The 17,579-nt window shown below is 43.4% G+C and carries 18 protein-coding genes; 8 read left to right on the top strand and 10 right to left on the bottom strand.

Translation table 11 applies throughout. From position 1 onward, the window contains the following. The 4 genes from QUA20_RS21675 to aat form a co-directional block, all read right to left on the bottom strand. On the bottom strand, nt 1-2,411 hold a 2,411-nt coding region (locus tag QUA20_RS21675), incomplete at its 3' end, for an NACHT domain-containing protein (protein WP_333191081.1). Between the two features lie 297 nt (nt 2,412-2,708). Beyond that, the gene (locus QUA20_RS21670; protein ID WP_333191080.1) at nt 2,709-3,983 is read right to left on the bottom strand and encodes a hypothetical protein; all 1,275 of its coding nucleotides are present in this window, start codon (nt 3,981-3,983) and stop codon (nt 2,709-2,711) included. Beyond that, nucleotides 3,935-4,876 (bottom strand): hypothetical protein, encoded by a 942-nt coding sequence (locus tag QUA20_RS21665; protein ID WP_333191079.1) that lies wholly within the window; start codon nt 4,874-4,876, stop codon nt 3,935-3,937. The genes QUA20_RS21670 and QUA20_RS21665 overlap by 49 nt, the downstream gene beginning before the upstream one ends. A 296-nt stretch (nt 4,877-5,172) precedes the next feature. Then, on the bottom strand, nt 5,173-5,769 hold the full coding sequence (gene aat, locus QUA20_RS21660) for a leucyl/phenylalanyl-tRNA--protein transferase (RefSeq protein ID WP_425487376.1): 597 nt from the start codon (nt 5,767-5,769) through the stop codon (nt 5,173-5,175). 46 nt (nt 5,770-5,815) lie between these two features. Between aat and QUA20_RS21655 the strand changes: the two genes are divergently transcribed. Continuing rightward, on the top strand, nt 5,816-6,145 hold the full coding sequence (locus QUA20_RS21655; RefSeq protein ID WP_006633845.1) for a hypothetical protein: 330 nt from the start codon (nt 5,816-5,818) through the stop codon (nt 6,143-6,145). Nucleotides 6,146-6,277: 132 nt separating this feature from the next. On the opposite strand, the gene rpsN is transcribed toward QUA20_RS21655, so the two are convergent. From rpsN to rseP, 6 genes are all read right to left on the bottom strand, one after another. Continuing rightward, nucleotides 6,278-6,580, bottom strand: a complete 303-nt coding sequence (gene rpsN, locus QUA20_RS21650) for a 30S ribosomal protein S14 (RefSeq protein WP_006633844.1) — start codon at nt 6,578-6,580, stop codon at nt 6,278-6,280. A 180-nt stretch (nt 6,581-6,760) separates the two neighbouring features. Further along, nucleotides 6,761-7,093 (bottom strand): type II toxin-antitoxin system RelE/ParE family toxin, encoded by a 333-nt coding sequence (locus QUA20_RS21645; RefSeq protein WP_333191078.1) that lies wholly within the window; start codon nt 7,091-7,093, stop codon nt 6,761-6,763. Next, nucleotides 7,093-7,344, bottom strand: a complete 252-nt coding sequence (locus QUA20_RS21640) for a hypothetical protein (protein ID WP_172188151.1) — start codon at nt 7,342-7,344, stop codon at nt 7,093-7,095. Before QUA20_RS21640 ends, QUA20_RS21645 begins: the two co-directional genes overlap by 1 nt. A 163-nt stretch (nt 7,345-7,507) precedes the next feature. Beyond that, nucleotides 7,508-8,155, bottom strand: coding sequence for an endonuclease III (nth, locus tag QUA20_RS21635; protein WP_333191077.1), 648 nt, complete (start codon nt 8,153-8,155; stop codon nt 7,508-7,510). A gap of 35 nt (nt 8,156-8,190) precedes the next feature. Further along, nucleotides 8,191-8,928 (bottom strand): Uma2 family endonuclease, encoded by a 738-nt coding sequence (locus QUA20_RS21630; protein ID WP_333191084.1) that lies wholly within the window; start codon nt 8,926-8,928, stop codon nt 8,191-8,193. A 216-nt stretch (nt 8,929-9,144) separates the two neighbouring features. Then, nucleotides 9,145-10,245, bottom strand: coding sequence for an RIP metalloprotease RseP (rseP, locus tag QUA20_RS21625; protein WP_333191076.1), 1,101 nt, complete (start codon nt 10,243-10,245; stop codon nt 9,145-9,147). Between the two features lie 60 nt (nt 10,246-10,305). Between rseP and QUA20_RS21620 the strand changes: the two genes are divergently transcribed. From QUA20_RS21620 to QUA20_RS21590, 7 genes are all read left to right on the top strand, one after another. Further along, the gene (locus QUA20_RS21620) at nt 10,306-10,431 is read left to right on the top strand and encodes a hypothetical protein (protein WP_333191075.1); all 126 of its coding nucleotides are present in this window, start codon (nt 10,306-10,308) and stop codon (nt 10,429-10,431) included. A gap of 54 nt (nt 10,432-10,485) precedes the next feature. Beyond that, entirely contained in the window at nt 10,486-11,163 is a 678-nt protein-coding gene (locus QUA20_RS21615) for an ATP-dependent Zn protease (RefSeq protein WP_333191074.1), read from the top strand. A gap of 119 nt (nt 11,164-11,282) precedes the next feature. Next, the gene (locus QUA20_RS21610; protein WP_333191073.1) at nt 11,283-11,834 is read left to right on the top strand and encodes a hypothetical protein; all 552 of its coding nucleotides are present in this window, start codon (nt 11,283-11,285) and stop codon (nt 11,832-11,834) included. Between the two features lie 63 nt (nt 11,835-11,897). Further along, on the top strand, nt 11,898-12,221 hold the full coding sequence (locus QUA20_RS21605; RefSeq protein WP_333191072.1) for a Uma2 family endonuclease: 324 nt from the start codon (nt 11,898-11,900) through the stop codon (nt 12,219-12,221). A 5-nt stretch (nt 12,222-12,226) separates the two neighbouring features. Next, complete coding sequence (locus tag QUA20_RS21600) at nt 12,227-12,400, top strand: Uma2 family endonuclease (RefSeq protein WP_333191083.1); 174 nt, start codon at nt 12,227-12,229, stop codon at nt 12,398-12,400. 300 nt (nt 12,401-12,700) lie between these two features. Next, nucleotides 12,701-14,125: an MFS transporter gene (locus QUA20_RS21595; RefSeq protein ID WP_333191071.1), complete on the top strand. Its 1,425-nt coding sequence runs from the start codon at nt 12,701-12,703 to the stop codon at nt 14,123-14,125. Between the two features lie 1,039 nt (nt 14,126-15,164). After that, a complete protein-coding gene (locus QUA20_RS21590; RefSeq protein ID WP_333191070.1) occupies nt 15,165-17,522 on the top strand; it encodes a polysaccharide biosynthesis tyrosine autokinase in 2,358 nt (785 codons plus the stop codon). Nucleotides 17,523-17,579 lie beyond the last annotated feature (57 nt).

Genomic DNA, 17,579 nt, shown 5'->3' with positions numbered 1-17,579 from the left:
GCACGTCGCACATCCGAATTATCCTCGGATTGAGCGCGTTGTTTGAGCCAAGGTAAGGTTTCCGGGTCATCTTTCCACCCCCGTGCTAATTCTTGGACTGCTGCACGTCGCACATCCGAATTATCCTCGGATTGAGCGCGTTGTTTGAGCCAAGGTAAGGTTTCCGGGTCATCTTTCCAAGTTGCTGCAACTGCTGCTACTGCTTGTCTGCGAATTTCTATAACTAACAGATAGTGTTTTATATTGATAAAAATGCCAACATTAAGCTTATAGCTATATCGAGTTAACTCTTTGACTCGATCGCGCAAATTCCTAACAATTCCATCAATAGTATTTCTATTCCTCACTTCATCCAAACACTTCGCGGCCAAAAACAGATTACTAAACTTTTCCGCTTCCCCGTTCTGAGTCATTAAATACTCGATAATTTCCCCTGTGAACAGTTCATTAATTGAACCAGCAATCAACCGCAGCACTTCGTGCCAAGACTCCTCTTGCCAGTGTTCACCAAACACCTTAGTTTTGAGATATTCCCGATCTATTTTGCGTTCTCTTTCAAATTGCCACACAAAATCCGCAGCACAAAAATATTCCAAAAATGTCCGGTGCACAAAAGCATAATAATCAGCACCCAAAAAGCACAAAATAAAATTGCGAGTCCGTAGTTGCTCGACAATCAACATAGCTATCTTGGGAGAATCTTTGCTTTTAATAACTTGCAAATAATCATCAATAATTTCTTGCAATCGTGGCGCGGCAATTAAATTTCCAGCTAAACCCCTAGCGTTTGCTTGCATTTCCGCCGCAACTAGCCGCAGCATAGCTTGTTTGTCTTTAAAGTCAATCACCACATCAAGACGTTCATCATTGAGAGCTTTATCCAAATCCCACTGTTGCAGCAAAACTCGCGAACATTGATGGTACAACTCTGCTCTATCTCTCGGCAATTCTTGATAGCGATTGAGAATCGCCATCATCGTTAACAGCAAAGGATTTCCCGCCAATTCTCGAATAGCCTGAGATTCATCAATCGCCCGACGTAGCCTTTCTTGCTTTTGAACCCGGTCTTTTAGATCATTAAAAGCCAAATTATGCCATTTTTGCAGAAAATCTTTAATTTGCGAATCTGTCAAATCTTGTAGCATGAAGTGCCGAAAATTTGCGTCACGAAGCTGCTGCGGCTTGTAACCAATGACGCGAGAAGTCACCAACACTCGCACGCGGGGATAGTTTGTGGTAAACTTAATAATCTCGCCAACAGCTTGCTCTCGTTGCTGCGGATCAAACACTTCATCTAACCCATCAAAAATCACAAAAGCGCCGCCAGCAACTAGCCGTGCTTGCAATAATTCCCGCTCAATATTGCAGATTGAATTGCTAGCTTGATGGAAAAAATCCAGAAAATCCGTACACTGCTGGGAGTTGCAATCTTGCATATACTTCCGCAACTCAATCAGTAGTGGAATCGGCTGCGAAGTCAAATTTGGGACTGGTTGTTCAGCCCATTGAAGAGCGAGATACTGAACTAAACTCGACTTCCCAGAACCCGGATCTCCCAAGATTACTAAATATGGGTAATTTTGTTGATCCTCTACTAATTCTAGTACAGAACGAGGAGCTGATTCAGCATAAACTTTTTGGTAGCGTTCCCAATTTTCAGGTAAAATATCTTCAGGATCTAGTTGATGGCTATCAATGAGTCGCTGTTGATAAGATTTGGGCAACTCATGAATTTGCGGCATAGCTTCGCCAACTTCCCGCACATCTTGAGCCACAAAAATATTCCACAATTGCAGTTGATAGCTGTAACCCGAAGTTTCAACAGTATCTAATCTGAGATAACCGTAATTATTTTTAATTGCGTCGCGATACCGCAGCCAACTAATATCAGCAGTTTCTTCCAGTGCTACAGCACCTTTTGGCGCAGCGAGGAAATTTTGTAAAGCCAGGGATTCTTGCCCAAGTGCGAGTGCTTTGCGCCGATACCGTTTAGCTAATTGTTTCCAATCAAATTCATCAGGTAGCGGTAGTAGATGTAGAGTTTCCCAAGTCTGTGCTAACTGATGACTATCTGGGAATTGTTCAGCATTTTGAAAAGGCTTTCCCAATTCGGCGAGTACGGCTGGATGGCGAATAAATTGATCTAAAGAATCAGTATATTGAATCACTTTCGTTTCTGATTCATCTGCATCTTCCAACTCTTGCTGTACCAGTAGCAAAAACTGTGTCAGCGATGCTATGCAGGCTTGGATGAGGGTGTCTTGAGTTGAGTCTGCAATTTGAGCGTCATTTGTGGAGAAAAGTTTGACAACGAAATTATCGAGATTTTCGCGCATCAGTTTTTCCAGCAGAGTTTTGTAGAGAAACCCGACTGTATTTGTTGAAATTCCTGACATTGCTAGCAAATCCATAATGGCTGCCTCATTCGTTCTGTCTTATTTTACCACAAATTTTAGCTCCTCCAAATCTCCCTTCATAAGTCCGAGAGTCCGACAGGCAATGAATTCCGTGTCTCAAAGCTAAAGTCCTCTTAAGAAAACTGAAAAGAACACTTTTTCTCATTTATTCTCGTTCCTCGGCAGAGCATAGGAAGGTTTTCTTGTCCCCCCCTTGTCAAGGGGGGTTAGGGGGGATCTAGACTTTAATACAAACAAAAAAGACTTTCTGTTTAATGTTAAGTAGTCACTAACCGGCAAAACCTAGGAATGTTAAAGTAAAGGCTCTGGCTGGTATTTTGCGATAATTGCCCTCGCCTGATTGCGAATATCATCACTCACATCAGCCTGACTATCCACCACAGATTGTAATTGTTCAATGAGATGATTCTGCGTCTCTGGAATTTGGAGAAAATCCCTCATATCTTCACAACACTTAGCAGCTAGAAAAAGATTACTAAAATCCTTCGATGCTCCATCTTGAGCTAATAAATACTCAATAATTTCTTTACCAAACGTGGTATGAATTTGACCAACAATCAAACTCAGAACCTCATGCCAAGACGAATTATGCCAACGAGTACCAAAAACATCTTGTTTCAGGTTTTCAAGGGTAATATTCCGTTCTTTCTCGAAAGCAAATGCAAAATGCCAAGCACAGAAATATTCCAAAAAAGTCCTGTGAACAAATCCATAGGAATCACCACCGAGAAAACATAAAATAAAACTTCTCGCTGTTAAATCCTCTCGCAAAGCATTAGCTGTTAATGCAGGCTCTGAAACTTGTCCATGTAAATATTCAGTCAGTGTCTGGTCTAAATCCTCCTTGCTAATGACTAAATTTGCCTTCAATGTGTCAGCACCATCTTGCATTTGGTGAGCAACCAAGCGCAACATTTCCTGTTTTCTAGTAGAATCAAGATATGTATTTGCACGCTCAAGTAACGGACTTCTGTCTTGCAAGTTTTTGCGGCCGTCCCAACGCTGTAGCAATAATGCTGAAGCCCTTTTATATAAGGTAGCTCTATCTCTTGGCAGTTCCTCAAATCGGTTCAAAATTGCCATCATGGTGAGCAGCAAAGGATTTCCTGCTAATTCTATAAAAGCTGAGTAATTATCAATTGAGCGCTGGAGGCGAGCGCATTTTTTAATTCCTTCATCTGGGCGATCCTCAAAAGCCAATTCGTGCCATTTAGTGACAAAATTTTTAATTTGATCTATATCTAAGTCTTGCAACATGAACTCCCGAAAATTAGCATTTCGGAACCGTTGTCCCTGCTGTTCGTAACCGACAATGCGAGAGGTGACTAAAACTCGGACTTTCGGATAGTCATTAGCAAAATTAATAATATCAGTAACTACATTTTCCCGTACTGCATCATCCAGCACCTCATCCAATCCATCAAACATCACAACAGTTTTATGATTTTTCAACCATTCAGCTAAATCGCGCTGATTGAGAGTACCGCCGCTAACTCCAGTTCCTTTATGAAGGTATTCTAAAAAAGTGCACCGTGATTGTTTTTGATTTTCAATATAATTTCGCAATTCAACGGCTCAACCAATTCTTTGGAAGACCAAATGATTGGTTGAGCCGTTGCCCATTCTAATGCCTTAAACTGTGTTAGAGTAGACTTGCCAGAACCAGGACGACCGAGAATAACTGTATATTTGTAAATTTGTTGACCGTCGTTGAGCAAATCTAAAACTGAAGGAAGAGGTTCTGTGCTATTCCTCTCTTCCTTGACCTTTTGAGGCACAAATATATTCCACAATTGCAGGCTGTAATTGCAACCGCTGGTATCTAAACTCTCCAGCTTGAGTTGGCTGTAAGCTTTTTTCAGTCCTTTTTGATAACGACTCAATTCAAAATCTGGTGAAATGGAAACACTTTGTTCTAAAGTTTTTCTAATTCCTGCCAAATTTTCTGAATCTAAAAGTTTCCGTAAATCATCCGACTCGCGAATGATAGCTTCTACTTTTCTAGAATAACGCTTGCCAACTTTTGGCCAGTTGAACTCATGAGGTAAAGGCTGTAAATTGAGGTCATTCCATTTTCGTGCGAGTAATCCACAATCAAAAAAAGTTCCATCAGCAGCCGAAGTAGTTCCTAGTGCTTTACTGAAAGGTTGACCCAAAGTTTCTAATACCGATTTATCTTGCAGGAACTTGCTTAATGAATCTTGGTATTGCAGAATTGGAGGAGGCTCAATTTGTGCATCATCATCTTCTGCATCTTCTAGTTCTCCCTGTACAATATATAAAAATTCTGTAATTCCTTTCCCGAAAGCAACTCTCAATGGTTTTTCTTTCGCTAAATCTACCAAATCTTTAATCGAGGCTTTAAAAAAATCTTTTACATGGTCTTCTAATGCTGACTGCGCCAGTTTAAGCAAAACTTCTTTGAAAATAAATCCAGCCAAGTTTGTTGCTCCCCACAATACTAACCACTCCATTGCCTGAGTCTCCCGCGCCTGGTTGCTTACATTCTCAGTATATAATATTCGATGGGCGATCGCCTTTTCCCAACAAAACAGTCCTGGACTCCCTACCAAGCTATCAAGAAACCGGGTTGTTCACCAGTTAAAGGATCAGATGCAGCCTTTTCGGGAAAAAACCCGGTTTATGGACTCCCTACCAACCTTCATAACCGGGTTTTTCATCAGTTAAAGGCTCTGATGCAATATTTGTGGAAAACACCCGGTTTCTGAGTTCCCATGCGTAAATCCTATGTTAATTAAAATAGCGAGCAGCGGCGCTTCAAAGCTGCTTGCAAAAGAGTGTTGTACAGTTTTTCCTTAACAGTATAAGCGCCGAATCTTTCCAAGTGCGGATTGTTCATTTGAGCGTCGAAAAGTAGATAAGATCGATCGCGCAATCTCTCCACCAACTTCACCATCGCCACCTTAGAACCCTCGGGAATTCGGTAAAACATCGACTCCCCAATAAACGCACCGCCGATCGACAATCCTAAAATACCGCCCGCCAATTCGTCGCCGCACCAAGTCTCGAAGCTGTAAGCCCAACCGGCCTCATACAAACCCCAGTAAATCTGTTTGAGTTCCCTAGAAATCCAAGTAGTTTCGCGATCGGCACAACCCTCAACCACCGCCCCAAAATCGCGGTTCACAGCCACCGAAAACCGATTTTGATTGATTTGGCGGCGCAGGGATTTCGGATAGGTAAATCTTTCATCCAGGGGAATCAGCGCCCGCTGACGGCTGGAATACCACCCCAAACTTTCCTCGCCGTCATTTGCCATCAAGAAGTAGCCTTGCGCATATCCTTGTATAATTGTCGGTATATCATATTGCATATATTTATCAGTTCTCATTTGTCAGTTAACTTTTCAAAGTCAACATTAGCAATTAGGAATAATCATGTCTGAAACCATCGAACCTATTACCTTACCGCCCGCCAAAAACCCCGAACAAGAAGGCCAATGGCTCCAACAAACGCTGCTGGCATGGCTAGACTCCGAGTTTATCCCAGAAGCAGCCAACCAGCAAATAGCTAAAAGAGCTGCCCAAATCTATGTCCGCCAGCGCATGGAAGGCGAAAATGACTTGGGCAGCCTCGTAATTGCGATCGTCACCGAAATGCAGGCTTATGATTTTTCTAAAAGCTTCTACGGCGAATTTGCGATCGCCAATGCCGTCAGCGACTTGTTACTCGAAAGTCTCGGTATCGATAAATGCTGCGGTCAGTGAAGCAAGAAGGAGGAAAATTTAACTCATAAGTCTGAAACAAAAATCAACCCCAAACATAATCCTGCCGATTAATCGTGAGTTTTTTTCTTCTTTCTTCCTTCTTCCTTCTCCCTTCTTCCTTCTTCCTTCGTGCTACCAGCTAGACTTCACAACACCGGGCAAAAGACCTTCGTGAGCCATTTCCCGCATCATGTTGCGAGACAGTCCGAAGTCACGATAGTAACCTCTGGGCCGTCCAGTTGCCCAGCAGCGGTTCCGCAAGCGAGTCCGCGAACTGCTGCGGGGTAGCTGTTGCAGTTGGCGGTGAATCGCCATTTTGTCCATCTGATTGTTAGCTTGGTCAAACTGGTCTTTCAGGTCTTCCCGCTTGTCGGCGTACTTGTCTACGAGTCTTTGGCGCTTTTTCTCGCGCTCGACCATGCTCTTTTTAGCCATAATCTGTTGATATCCTTAGATAAATCACAATCTACTATTTTACTATATTTTTGTCTTTTTGGATAACTTTAGTTTGAAATATTTTTATTTACACACAACAACTTATCTCATTTGTAGGGTGCATCAGGTAATATTGTGCGATCGACAGTTGCTCGAATTCGAGCTGACGCACCCTAGCAACTACTCCTGGTTATCGCCAAGAGTTTGTTGTGCAGCGTGTCGAATGTGGAGGATGCGAACTGCGGGCACATCTTCACTTTCGGCAATAGTGAAAAGAATTCGGTATGAGGTGCGCCCTTTACCGTAAAGTAATTGCCGAATTTCTTTACTGAAATATTGATTCTCCCTGGCTATAGGACAGCGTTTTGGCATCGCCGATAAAGATTCGATCGCTTTCAACAATCCCTCATACCACTCCCTTGCTTTCTCTGGTGATGTCATCTGAGATAAGAGCAGGAATGCACTATCAGCTTGTGCTTCTGCAACGCTAGAAATTTCAATGATATATGTCATCAATTCGCTGGAAAATTGTACTTGGTGCGCTGTGATTTAGCAAATTCATCAAAAGAACGGAACCGTCCTAACTCAAAATCATTTAACCCCTCCTGAATACCCTCAATAGCTTCTTCAGAGTCTCGGGCTTCCCATTCTAATATCCGAGTTAGCAATTGGGCAGCAACAAGGCTAATATCTTGTCCTTCCCGATCGGCTTTTTCACGAAGTAGTGCCTCTATTTCTGGACTGAGGGAAATCGCAATACTCATATACTTACTTCCTTAGTATTAAGCTGTTGACAAGAATTATAGCAAACTCAAAAAACGAGCGACCGATCGAGTTCATTTATCGTTGGGGATTCATTTCAGCAATTGTAAGGTGCGTCAGATTCTATATTTTAATGCTAGTTGCTAGCCTCGGCACTGACGCAACCTACGAAATATTAGCAGAAGGGCACAAATCTGCAAGTTCGCAAATATTGCAAGCCGGATTTCTCGCATTACAAACTGCCCTGCCGTGATAAACCAACCGAATCGACCAATTTTCCCAATCCGGCTGCGGCAACAATACCATCAAATCCCGCTCGATCCTTATAGGATCGGTATGTTCGGTCAATCCCAACCGCTGAGTCAAACGTTTGACGTGAGTGTCTACCGTCACGCCCATATTAATACCAAAAGCGTGGGCGAGAACGACATTAGCGGTTTTGCGGGCAACTCCGGGCAATTCTAGCAGCAGTTCCATCCGCTGCGGTACTTGATTGTTAAATTTATTGACGATCGCCTGACAAGCACCTTTAATATTTTTAGACTTATTGCGGTAGAAACCAGTCGATCGCACCAGACTTTCGAGTTCTTCTAAATCAGCATTTGCCAAAGCCACCGCATCGGGAAAACGCTCAAACAAAGCCGGCGTTACCAGATTTACTCGATCGTCCGTACACTGAGCCGAGAGAATCGTCGCCACCAGCAACTGCACGGGAGTTTCGTAGTTGAGAGTACAAGGAGCTTCTGGATAGAGGCGTTTGAGGCGAATCAGAATTTCTAGCGATCGTTGTTTTAAACTTAACTTTTTAGCCATTAGTCATTAGTCATTAGTCATTAGTCATTAGTGATTTATAAAATATTGGGGTCGATTCCCATTTCGCGTAGTCGAGCTTCTAAAGCTTCCGATCGCGATCGTTCTTGTTCCAGCAAAGCTTCTGCTTGCTCGGCCCTTTGCCGTTCTTGTTCGGCCCTTTGCTGTTCTTGTTCAGCTCTTGATTCTGCTTGCTCTCGCAGTTGAGCAAGTTCGACAAAACTTACAAATGGCGATCCGTTAGGCCCGAATATTTGTAGTGCGGTTTCTGATAGTTGAAACCGCACTCCTAGTCTGGGACTTACCCAACCGTCCGCCGATTCTACAGCTTCTAATTCTTGGTCTCGACGCTGCCATATAGTTAAATCCACTTGTTCAGGGTTGTACAAGTAATATTCTTCCACGCCGTAGCGTTCGTAAAATTTGAATTTTTGAATCATCGGAGTTAGACGGTTTCCCGGCGACAAAATTTCAAACACGACTTGCGGCGGAATGTTATCTTCGTTCCACTGTTGGTAGGAACCTCGATATCTTTTCGGTCTGCCAAAGGCTACCAGCACATCTGGTGCTTGAGCAAGTTTATTATTTCCTTCTACTGGATACCACAGTAAGTTACCCGCCACAAAAACATCAGCAACGCTCGCAAATAAAAGTTCTAAATTTTCTTTAATCCAGACGATTAATCGAAACTGTTCGGTATTATCTGACATGGGTTCTCCGTTGTCATCTGGGTAGACGATTTTTGATTTCTCGGGAGATTGCAGTTGTGTAATCATTGCTTTTTTCCCCAAATTTAATGATCGAATATTAGTCATTAGTCAAAATTGCTGTAATGACTAATGACTGTTAATTTTTAACTGTTGACTAATCTTATAGGTTATTAGTGGCAACCAACAAATAACAAATAACAAATAACCAATAATCAATAATCAATAATCAATAACAACCAACTACTGACTACTGACTACTGACTACTGACTACTGACTATTGACTATTGTTGCCGAAGATTGCCCATCAAATCGAACCCAGCCAAATTAGCTGTATCCCGAATAATCAAGAAAATTCCCAAACCCAGCAACAGCATCAAACCAGTCTGCATAACATTTTCCTGAATGCGGTTCGGCAGAGGCTTGCCCCGCAGTCCTTCTATCAACAGAAAAGCTAGCTGACCGCCGTCTAAAGCAGGTAAAGGCAAGATATTAATCACAGCCAAATTGATGCTAATTAGCACAGCATACTGAAACAAACTGGCAGCATCCGATTTGGCAATCCCTGCACCAATAGCCACAATCGCTACAGGCCCGGACAGCTTGTCGGCAGTCTGGCTGAAATTGCTAAGTAACTGCCCGAAACCTTGAACCGTCAGCACCACAATCCGCTCAAATTCTTTGGCGGCCTTACTAAACGCCTCTACAATTCCTGCCCTCTGCCGCACGACAGTGCCGTTAGAAGTTAGCTGCACGCCAATGCGACCTTTGCCGTCGGGCGACTCTTCGGGAGTTACTGTCACCACAAATTTTTGTTCTTGGCGCTGAATTTCCAACGCTAGGGGTTGGTTGGGATGATCTTGGATTGCTGCGACCAATAATTTGATTGCTTCGCGGGAAGCGCCCAATTCCTTGCCGTCAACAGACAGAACAACGTCGCCCGATCGAATTCCGGCTTGTTTCGCGGCAGAACTGACTTCCGCTGCGACTTCCGGGACTTTAACTCCCGGTAGGTAGTTCATTTCTGCAGCGCCGACAGTGCCCAATTGCACCACCAACAGGAAGTAAGCAAAAATCAAGTTGGCAATTACCCCTGCACTAATGACGATCGCCCGATCGAGCACGGGGCGATTTTTGAGCAAATTCGGGTCATTTGGGGGAATTGTACTGTCTGGATCGTCGTCCGGAAAACCCACGAAACCTCCCAGGGGAAAGGCGCGGAGGGCATATTCTGTTTCCGGGCCTTGGTACTTCCAGAGGATGGGCCCGAAACCGATAGAGAAGCGGTTGACGTGGATGTGTTGAAGTCTCGCCGCCAGGAAGTGGCCGAGTTCGTGAACGACAATCAAGATACCTAAAACTGCGATCGCTGCCAAAACTGACATGAAGGATTCCACTAACACTTTTACTGGACTTTGATTTATTTTAATATCTTTTTAATATCGGTGGCTTCGGAGCGACAATTTTCAGTCAAACTGGAAGATGGAGTTTTTGTCGGAAGTCCCGGGCGCTGCGATCGAACCGATGCTGCAAAACCGATCGCGCGATCGTACCTGAGTTTACCTCATTAGCAATTCCTCATTACCAATTCCCCATTACCAATTCCCCATTACTAATTCCCAATTATGAAAGACACTTCTTTGAATATTATCGCTATTTCTATCTTTGCCATCACCGTTTCAATATTGTTGGGCCCCGCATTCAACTTGCCAGAAGCCGTACCTGCGATCGCCACTTTTTGCCTGTTGGGGCTAGCCACCCTCGATAGTTTCCAGTGGCAAGGTCAAGGCGGTACAATTTTATTAGATTGGCTGGGAGGAACTTCCAAACAAAAGCGCGATCGTATCCTTCACCACGAAGCCGGACACTTCCTAGTCGCCCACCTATTGGGAATTCCCGTAACCAGCTACGCCCTCAGCGCTTGGGAAGCATTTAAACAAGGCCAAACAGCTCAAGGCGGCGTCCGATTTGAAGACGAACAATTAGCATCTCAACTGCAAAATGGCACTCTTTCCTCCCAACTTTTAGACCAATACTGCACCGTGTGGATGGCCGGAATAGTCGCCGAAAAATTTGTTTACGGCAGCGCACAAGGAGGAGCAGAAGACCGTACAAAAATTAGCGCAATTTTAACACAACTGCGCCGTCCCAGTTCAGAAATTCAACTCAAACAAAACTGGGGTTCGCTGCGAGCAAAAAACCTGATTGAAAGCCACAAATCAGCTTACGAAGCCCTAGTCGCAGCAATGGAAGAAAGAGCAACCGTCGCCGAATGCTGCGACATTATCCAGAAAAATTTATAAACAAAAATTACGCATTATTGCCTCGATCAACCCGGTTTATTTATAAATTTCTCACTAAAACCCATATTTTGCGTAAAAACCGGGTTTTTCTGCATAAATTTTATAGGGATTAAAAATTAATGTCAGAACCAAAAAATGCTGCAAAAACACTGCAAACAGCGAACCAAAATACAGAAAAATTGCTGTGGCTGTTCGGTTTTCGCATCGACCCCGACACCGAAGTACCAAATCTATATACTCTAATTGTCTACGGAGAACAAGAGCAGCCTTTAGTAGCCGGCGGTCAACTTGTATTTTTTACACGTCCAGAACTAGCGATTAACGCTCTCCAATTGTGCAATATCGATGTCAGCCAACTGGGAAAGCCACCCACACAAATAGATGCTATTTGTGACATTGCAGAAACGCTGTACTTGCTCGATGCAGAAGATATGGACGAATCAGGGACTATTCTTAACTGTTTGAACGCGCTGTTAAATTTAGTTAAAGCCACATTAACACCGATGCCCACAGAGTACAAGCCCGTGCTTTATGCTTTTGCAGACCACCTAAATATTGATGAAGAGTTTGCGAGTTTTTTAGCTGAAGAGGACATCCAGCGTTCGGAGATGGTCAATGCTATTTTGTGGTGTGTGGGAGCAATTACAGCAAAATCTAGATTGCTGACATAGCAATTTAATATAAAACTAGAATGTGCATCGATAATAAATAATATCGCCAAAGGAAATTGTGCCATGACTGTAACAGATTTACGCTTGTGGACTGTAGACGAATATCGCCGCATGGCCGAAACTGGCATTCTCAATCCCGATGAACGAATCGAATTAATTGACAGGAAAATTATCTCAATAAGTGCAAAAAATCCTCTCCACGCAGCAACTAATCTCTGTGCAGCGGACTATCTGAGAAATCTGCTGGCAGGACTTGCTTTAATTCGCATCCAAGACCCGATCGATCTGAGTGATAATTCAGAACCAGAACCGGATATTGCTGTAGTGCAAATCGACCCCCGGCTGTACCAAGATTTTCATCCCGCACCGCCAACATTTTCTGATTAGCATAAATAGCTGATACCACTTTAGAAACAGACCGCAAGCGAAAAGCACCGGCTTATGCTAAGGCGGGAATTCCTGATTATTGGATACTTGATGTTAACACGCCGCAAGTTTATGTTTTTCGCGAACCGATGGGGAGAAATTACAGGCAAGAAACTATATTTGATGAAGATGTAATTTGATCGATGCTGGCATTTCCCGAAATAGAAGTTCAGGTAGGGCGATTGTTTCCTTAACGTACAGTCTTGAACGCATGGAGGCTAGAAACCCGGTTTCTACGAATAATTTCCGAACCGCAACGAGAAATCTACGAAGAAACCGGGTTTCTGAGGTATGGGTGCATAAGTCCAATTATCAATTACCAATTACCCATTCTTCAGAATAATCCCGATCGCTACAAAAAACTTAGTATCAGGGCGTAGCGCGAGTTATACTCCTACTGGAAAGACTGTGACTGCCAAAAAATCCCGAAATCAAAGTTTATGAGCAACACTTCCCCGCCTCACCCAGCCGCCGACAACGCCGAAACAAAAAAACTCAGTTTCTCAACAAAATTAGCATACGGTGCCGGCGACCTCGGCCCCGCAATTACTGCGAATGTTTTGGTATTTTTCCTGCTGTATTTCTTTACCAACGTCGCCGGTTTGGCTGCAGGTACTGCTAGCAACATTTTGCTGATCGGCAAGGTTTGGGATGCCATAAATGACCCGATTGTGGGGGTTTTGAGCGATCGCACATCTCACCGCTGGGGGCGCCGATATCCTTGGATCGTTTACGGGGCAATTCCTTTCGGCATCTTCTTCTTTTTGCAGTGGATTGTTCCCAGCAAAGATCCAACGATACTATTTTGGTACTATGTGGCGATCGCCATTTTGTTTAACACGGCCTACACCGCCGTCAACCTGCCTTACACCGCCCTCACTCCAGAATTAACCCAAGACTACAACGAACGCACTAGCCTTAACAGTTTTCGGTTTTCTTTCTCGATCGGCGGCAGCATTTTGTCGTTAATTTTAGCGCAAAATATCTTTGAAAGAGTTCAAGATGACACCCAAAAATACTTAATCTTAGGCGCACTATGTGCAGTAATCTCAGTATTGCCTTTGTACTGGTGCTTTTTGGGAACCCGCAAACACGTACTCTCTCAATTGTCAGAAAATCCAGTAGCAGACGATTCAACATCCTTGCCACTGAAAGAACAGTTGCGGATTGCATTTAACAATCGCCCTTTTTTGTACGTAATTGGAATTTACCTCTGTTCTTGGCTGGGAGTGCAATTAACTGCTTCTATTTTGCCCTACTTTGTAATCGACTGGATGAAACTGCCAGCAGCAACTTTTACCCAAACTGCGATCGCAGTTCAAGGAACTGCACTCGCCATGTTATTTGTTTGGAGTAAAGTCAGCGAGAGATACGGCAAAAAAGCCGTATATTTTATGGGCATGAGTTTGTGGATTATCGCCCAAGCCGGACTGTTTTTCTTACAACCAGGTCAAGTAGTCCAGATGTATTTGCTAGCCGTCATGGCAGGTGTCGGAGTTTCCACTGCTTATCTCATACCTTGGTCGATGATACCGGATGTCATTGAACTCGACGAACTCCAAACAGGAGAAAGACGCGAAGGCGTGTTCTATTCGTTTATGGTGTTGCTACAAAAAATTGGTTTGGCGCTCGGTTTGTGGTTTGTGGGACAAGCATTAGAAGGAGCTGGATTTCTCGCCACAATTCAGGGACAGGCTGCGCCAGTACAGCCGGAGTCTGCACTGTTTGCTATTCGAGTTGCGATCGGGCCGCTGCCCACAATTGCTTTAATTGCTGGCATGATTCTTACATATTTTTATCCTATAACCCGCGAAGTTCATGCAGAAATATTGTTGAAACTCCGAGAAAGAAAAGCACAAAATTAGTAAGCTAATAAGGAGTAGTTGGCAAGTAGTAAAAGCGAAAAGTAACAACTACCAATAGCTAATCCGATCGAGATAGATAGCAATCCTCCCATCCTGTGCTAGCTCTTTTTTTTTCTTTAACAATGTGTCATCTTCTTATTGTATCGGTTAATTCAAAAAAAGCCTGTTGCGCGTTTCCCGAAAGGATTGTTATAGCTTGCTCGGAGGGCGAATCAAAGCGATAGTTTTAGTCATAGCCCCGGAACGCAGAAACCTAGTTTTTTTTACGAAAATACATAAATCGCGCAGCGCCATCCGCCCCGGTAGAAAAAGTCCGAATGCTTGAGTTGTTCGAGATGTCGATCGAGTTTGAGATCGCAGATTATTAAATTTTATGTCAGTCGCGGACTTTTGAGAGAAATTTGTGATATTATGGAGGAGGTGAGGAATTATATAGACTTAAGCAGTCCTCCAGCTCCTCAAAAAGTTTATAATTAAAAGAAGAGACAGATTTTTATCGGAAATTGATTCGATTAGTTGCCGTTCCAAAAATCTGCTGAATGCTCCTAATTATATCTACATGAAAAATGGAAAATTTTTTAGCCAGTGAGTTAGCGAATAAGTTAACAGGTGCTGCTGTCGCTGTAGGCGAACACAAAAATGGCATAGATGACTAGGCAATCGGCGCAACCTCTGGCTGAGGTGTTACGGTCAATTGTAAAAGTTTGGTAAAGCTATTGCGCCCCTGCGGCGAAGCTGAGCGACACCAGAAAAAGTTTGCTTCGCCCCCCCCGAAACCCTAAATAGATGCACGATGCAGCCGACCGAAATGCAGTCGGATACAATTCTCAAGCAGTTGTAAAACAACTTTTGCAGCCGGCAAAGCATAGGGATTTAGTTATTTTTGTATATTATGTGAAAGTAGTGAGAACTATTAGAAGGAAGTGGGCTCGACCAAGCAAGAATCTCCTGTGATATCCTTAAGCCAATGCTCAAAGTATCAACCAAAAGGCTTGCAGAACAAAGCTGATTTAACCAACAAAATTTTAAAGAGGTCTACATGGAAAGAGAACAGGACGCTCATATCGTACCCATTAGCAACCAGAGCCGACAGGTGCAGCAATTTTCCGTTGAGGAGGGAGAAGAATTAAGCGCGCAGCCTCAGAAAGGATTGAATCTAAAGCCGTTGTTGAGGACTTTTCAGCGAAAAGCCCTAATCATTATTGGGATTATTGGTCTAATAGGCGGTGGAGTTACTTATCAGATCAAGGGCAGTAAGCAAACATATCAAGGCGATTTTCGGATGCTAGTGGAACCCGTGACAACGGAGGCAAGAATTGCTGACCCCGCTGCCCTAGCGAATCGCGGCGAGGGGGGGGCAGTGCCTAGTCGAGAATTTTTTAGTTTGGACTACGCAACTCAACTTCAAATTCTCCAGAGTCCTCAGATGCTGTCGGCTATTGTTAAACAAGTCCAAAAACGATATCCACAATTTACCGAGGCAATTCTTCAAAAAAATTTAGTCGTTTTGCGGATGGGTGAAGATGAGATGACGCTCACTAAAATTTTGGAAGTTCGCTTCATGGGGACTGATCCTCAATTAGTTGATTTCGTTTTACAAGAAATTAAAAAGAAATATTTAAAATATAGTCTTGACGAACGCAAGACTCGCATTGGTGAAGGTGTTAATTTTATTGAAGACCAGCTTCCGGGACTCAATAAGCGCGTAAATGACCTGAAGTCGGACTTACAGGTGATACAACAGCAACAAAAGATTACCGATCCTAAAGAACAAGGGGCGCAATTGATCCAGCAAATTCGCACCGTAGAAACTTTAGAGTTAGAAACTCAAAGGCTGCTGCAGGAACAGAAAACGCTGTACGCGAACTTGCAAAAACAATTAGATTTTACACCAAATGAAGCTATTGCTGCTTCAGCTTTAAGCGAAGAACCTCAATATAAAGAGTTGCTGACCAAGGTTAAGGAAGTAGAAGGTCAGATTGCTGTAGAAACAGCTCGTTTTAAATCGGCTAACCCTATAGTGGAAGCTTTAGAGCGCAAGCGGACAAATTTAGTAGCTTTGCTCAACCAGCAAACTGACCGAATTTTAGGGCAAAATTTAGTAGGAAGCCAAGCCAATTCTAAAGTTCAGAATTTTCAAAATTCAATTCGCATAGGCTTGATTAAACAATTGGTTGATACTGCCAACCAAGTTCAAGTCTTAGAAGCTCGCAGTCAGGCGATCGCCCAAACTAAAAACGATTTGGGCCGACAAGCCAGAGAATTTCCCAGTATAGCCCGCCGCTACAACGAACTGCAACAGCAATTAGACATCGCCGCCCGCACCCGCGATCAACTTTTAAGTCAGCGGGAAAGTCTGCGCATCCAAGCAGCTCAAAGCCAAGTACCTTGGGAAATAATTTCTGAACCCCGGATACCGCGAGATATTAAGGGCAACCTGATTCCAGTTGCATCAAAAAATAAAAACAAATTTATGATGGCAGTGATTGGGGGGCTAGTGTTGGGTCTGGGATCTGCTATCCTCATTGAAAAAATCCGCAATATTTTCTACAGTGTTGATGACGTTAAAGATGGGGTGGAAGCACCTTTATTGGGAGCAATTCCTCTTGACAAAAATGCTAAGAAATTTCCGCCTTCTATTGCTAATGCCTATGCTTATCTTGAAGGAAAAGAGGGTAATAAGAAAAATGCTTCGGAATTTATAGAAGCTTTTGACTCTCTTTATACTAATATCCGCTTTCTTTCTTCAAATCGAACGATTAGCTCTTTGGCAGTTGGTTCAGCTACAGTTGGCGAAGGCAAATCTACCGTTGCTTTAAACTTAGCTCACGTGGCAGCGCTGGCGGGTCAGCGCGTGCTGTTAGTAGACGCGAACTTGCATTCGCCCAGCCTGCACTTGTTGTTGGAACTGCCTAATGTTAAGGGATTGAGCAACTTGCTCGACAATAAAAATGAACCAAATGAAATTATCCAGCGATCGCATCTAGCAGATAATCTTTTTGTATTAACTGCCGGTCTCCCTATTCCCGGTACTGCTAGACGCCTTGCCTCATCTCAGATGCAGTATTTAATGGAAGAACTTCAGGCAACATTTGACTTAGTGATCTACGATACGCCGCCGCTCGTTGACAGTAAAGATGCGAATTTTTTAGCGGCGCGCACCGATGGAATACTGATGGTTATAGCAATTCGCCAAGTCAAATTTTCTGTCGTCCAAAAAGTTTTCAGTCAATTAGAAAATTTTGGCATACCCTGCTTGGGTACAGTTGCGAATCATGCCACCAAAGGCAAGAAGTATCAACCATCTAAATCATCAGTTGTTGAAGAGAAAAATGAATATTTGAATTTTTCACCAGCACCGTCTGGCATCCGCAAACTAGCTTCCAAAAAAGAGTGACACCCAAAAAAGCTGGCACCCAAAAAAAGGATACAAGCCCCCGACAGGAGTCATGGA

It is taken from the genome of Microcoleus sp. Pol7_A1 (assembly GCF_036701085.1).
GTDB lineage: Bacteria > Cyanobacteriota > Cyanobacteriia > Cyanobacteriales > Microcoleaceae > Microcoleus > Microcoleus asticus.
The sequence above is the reverse complement of the archived record's forward strand: the minus strand, read 5'-3'. Positions and strand labels throughout refer to the sequence as shown.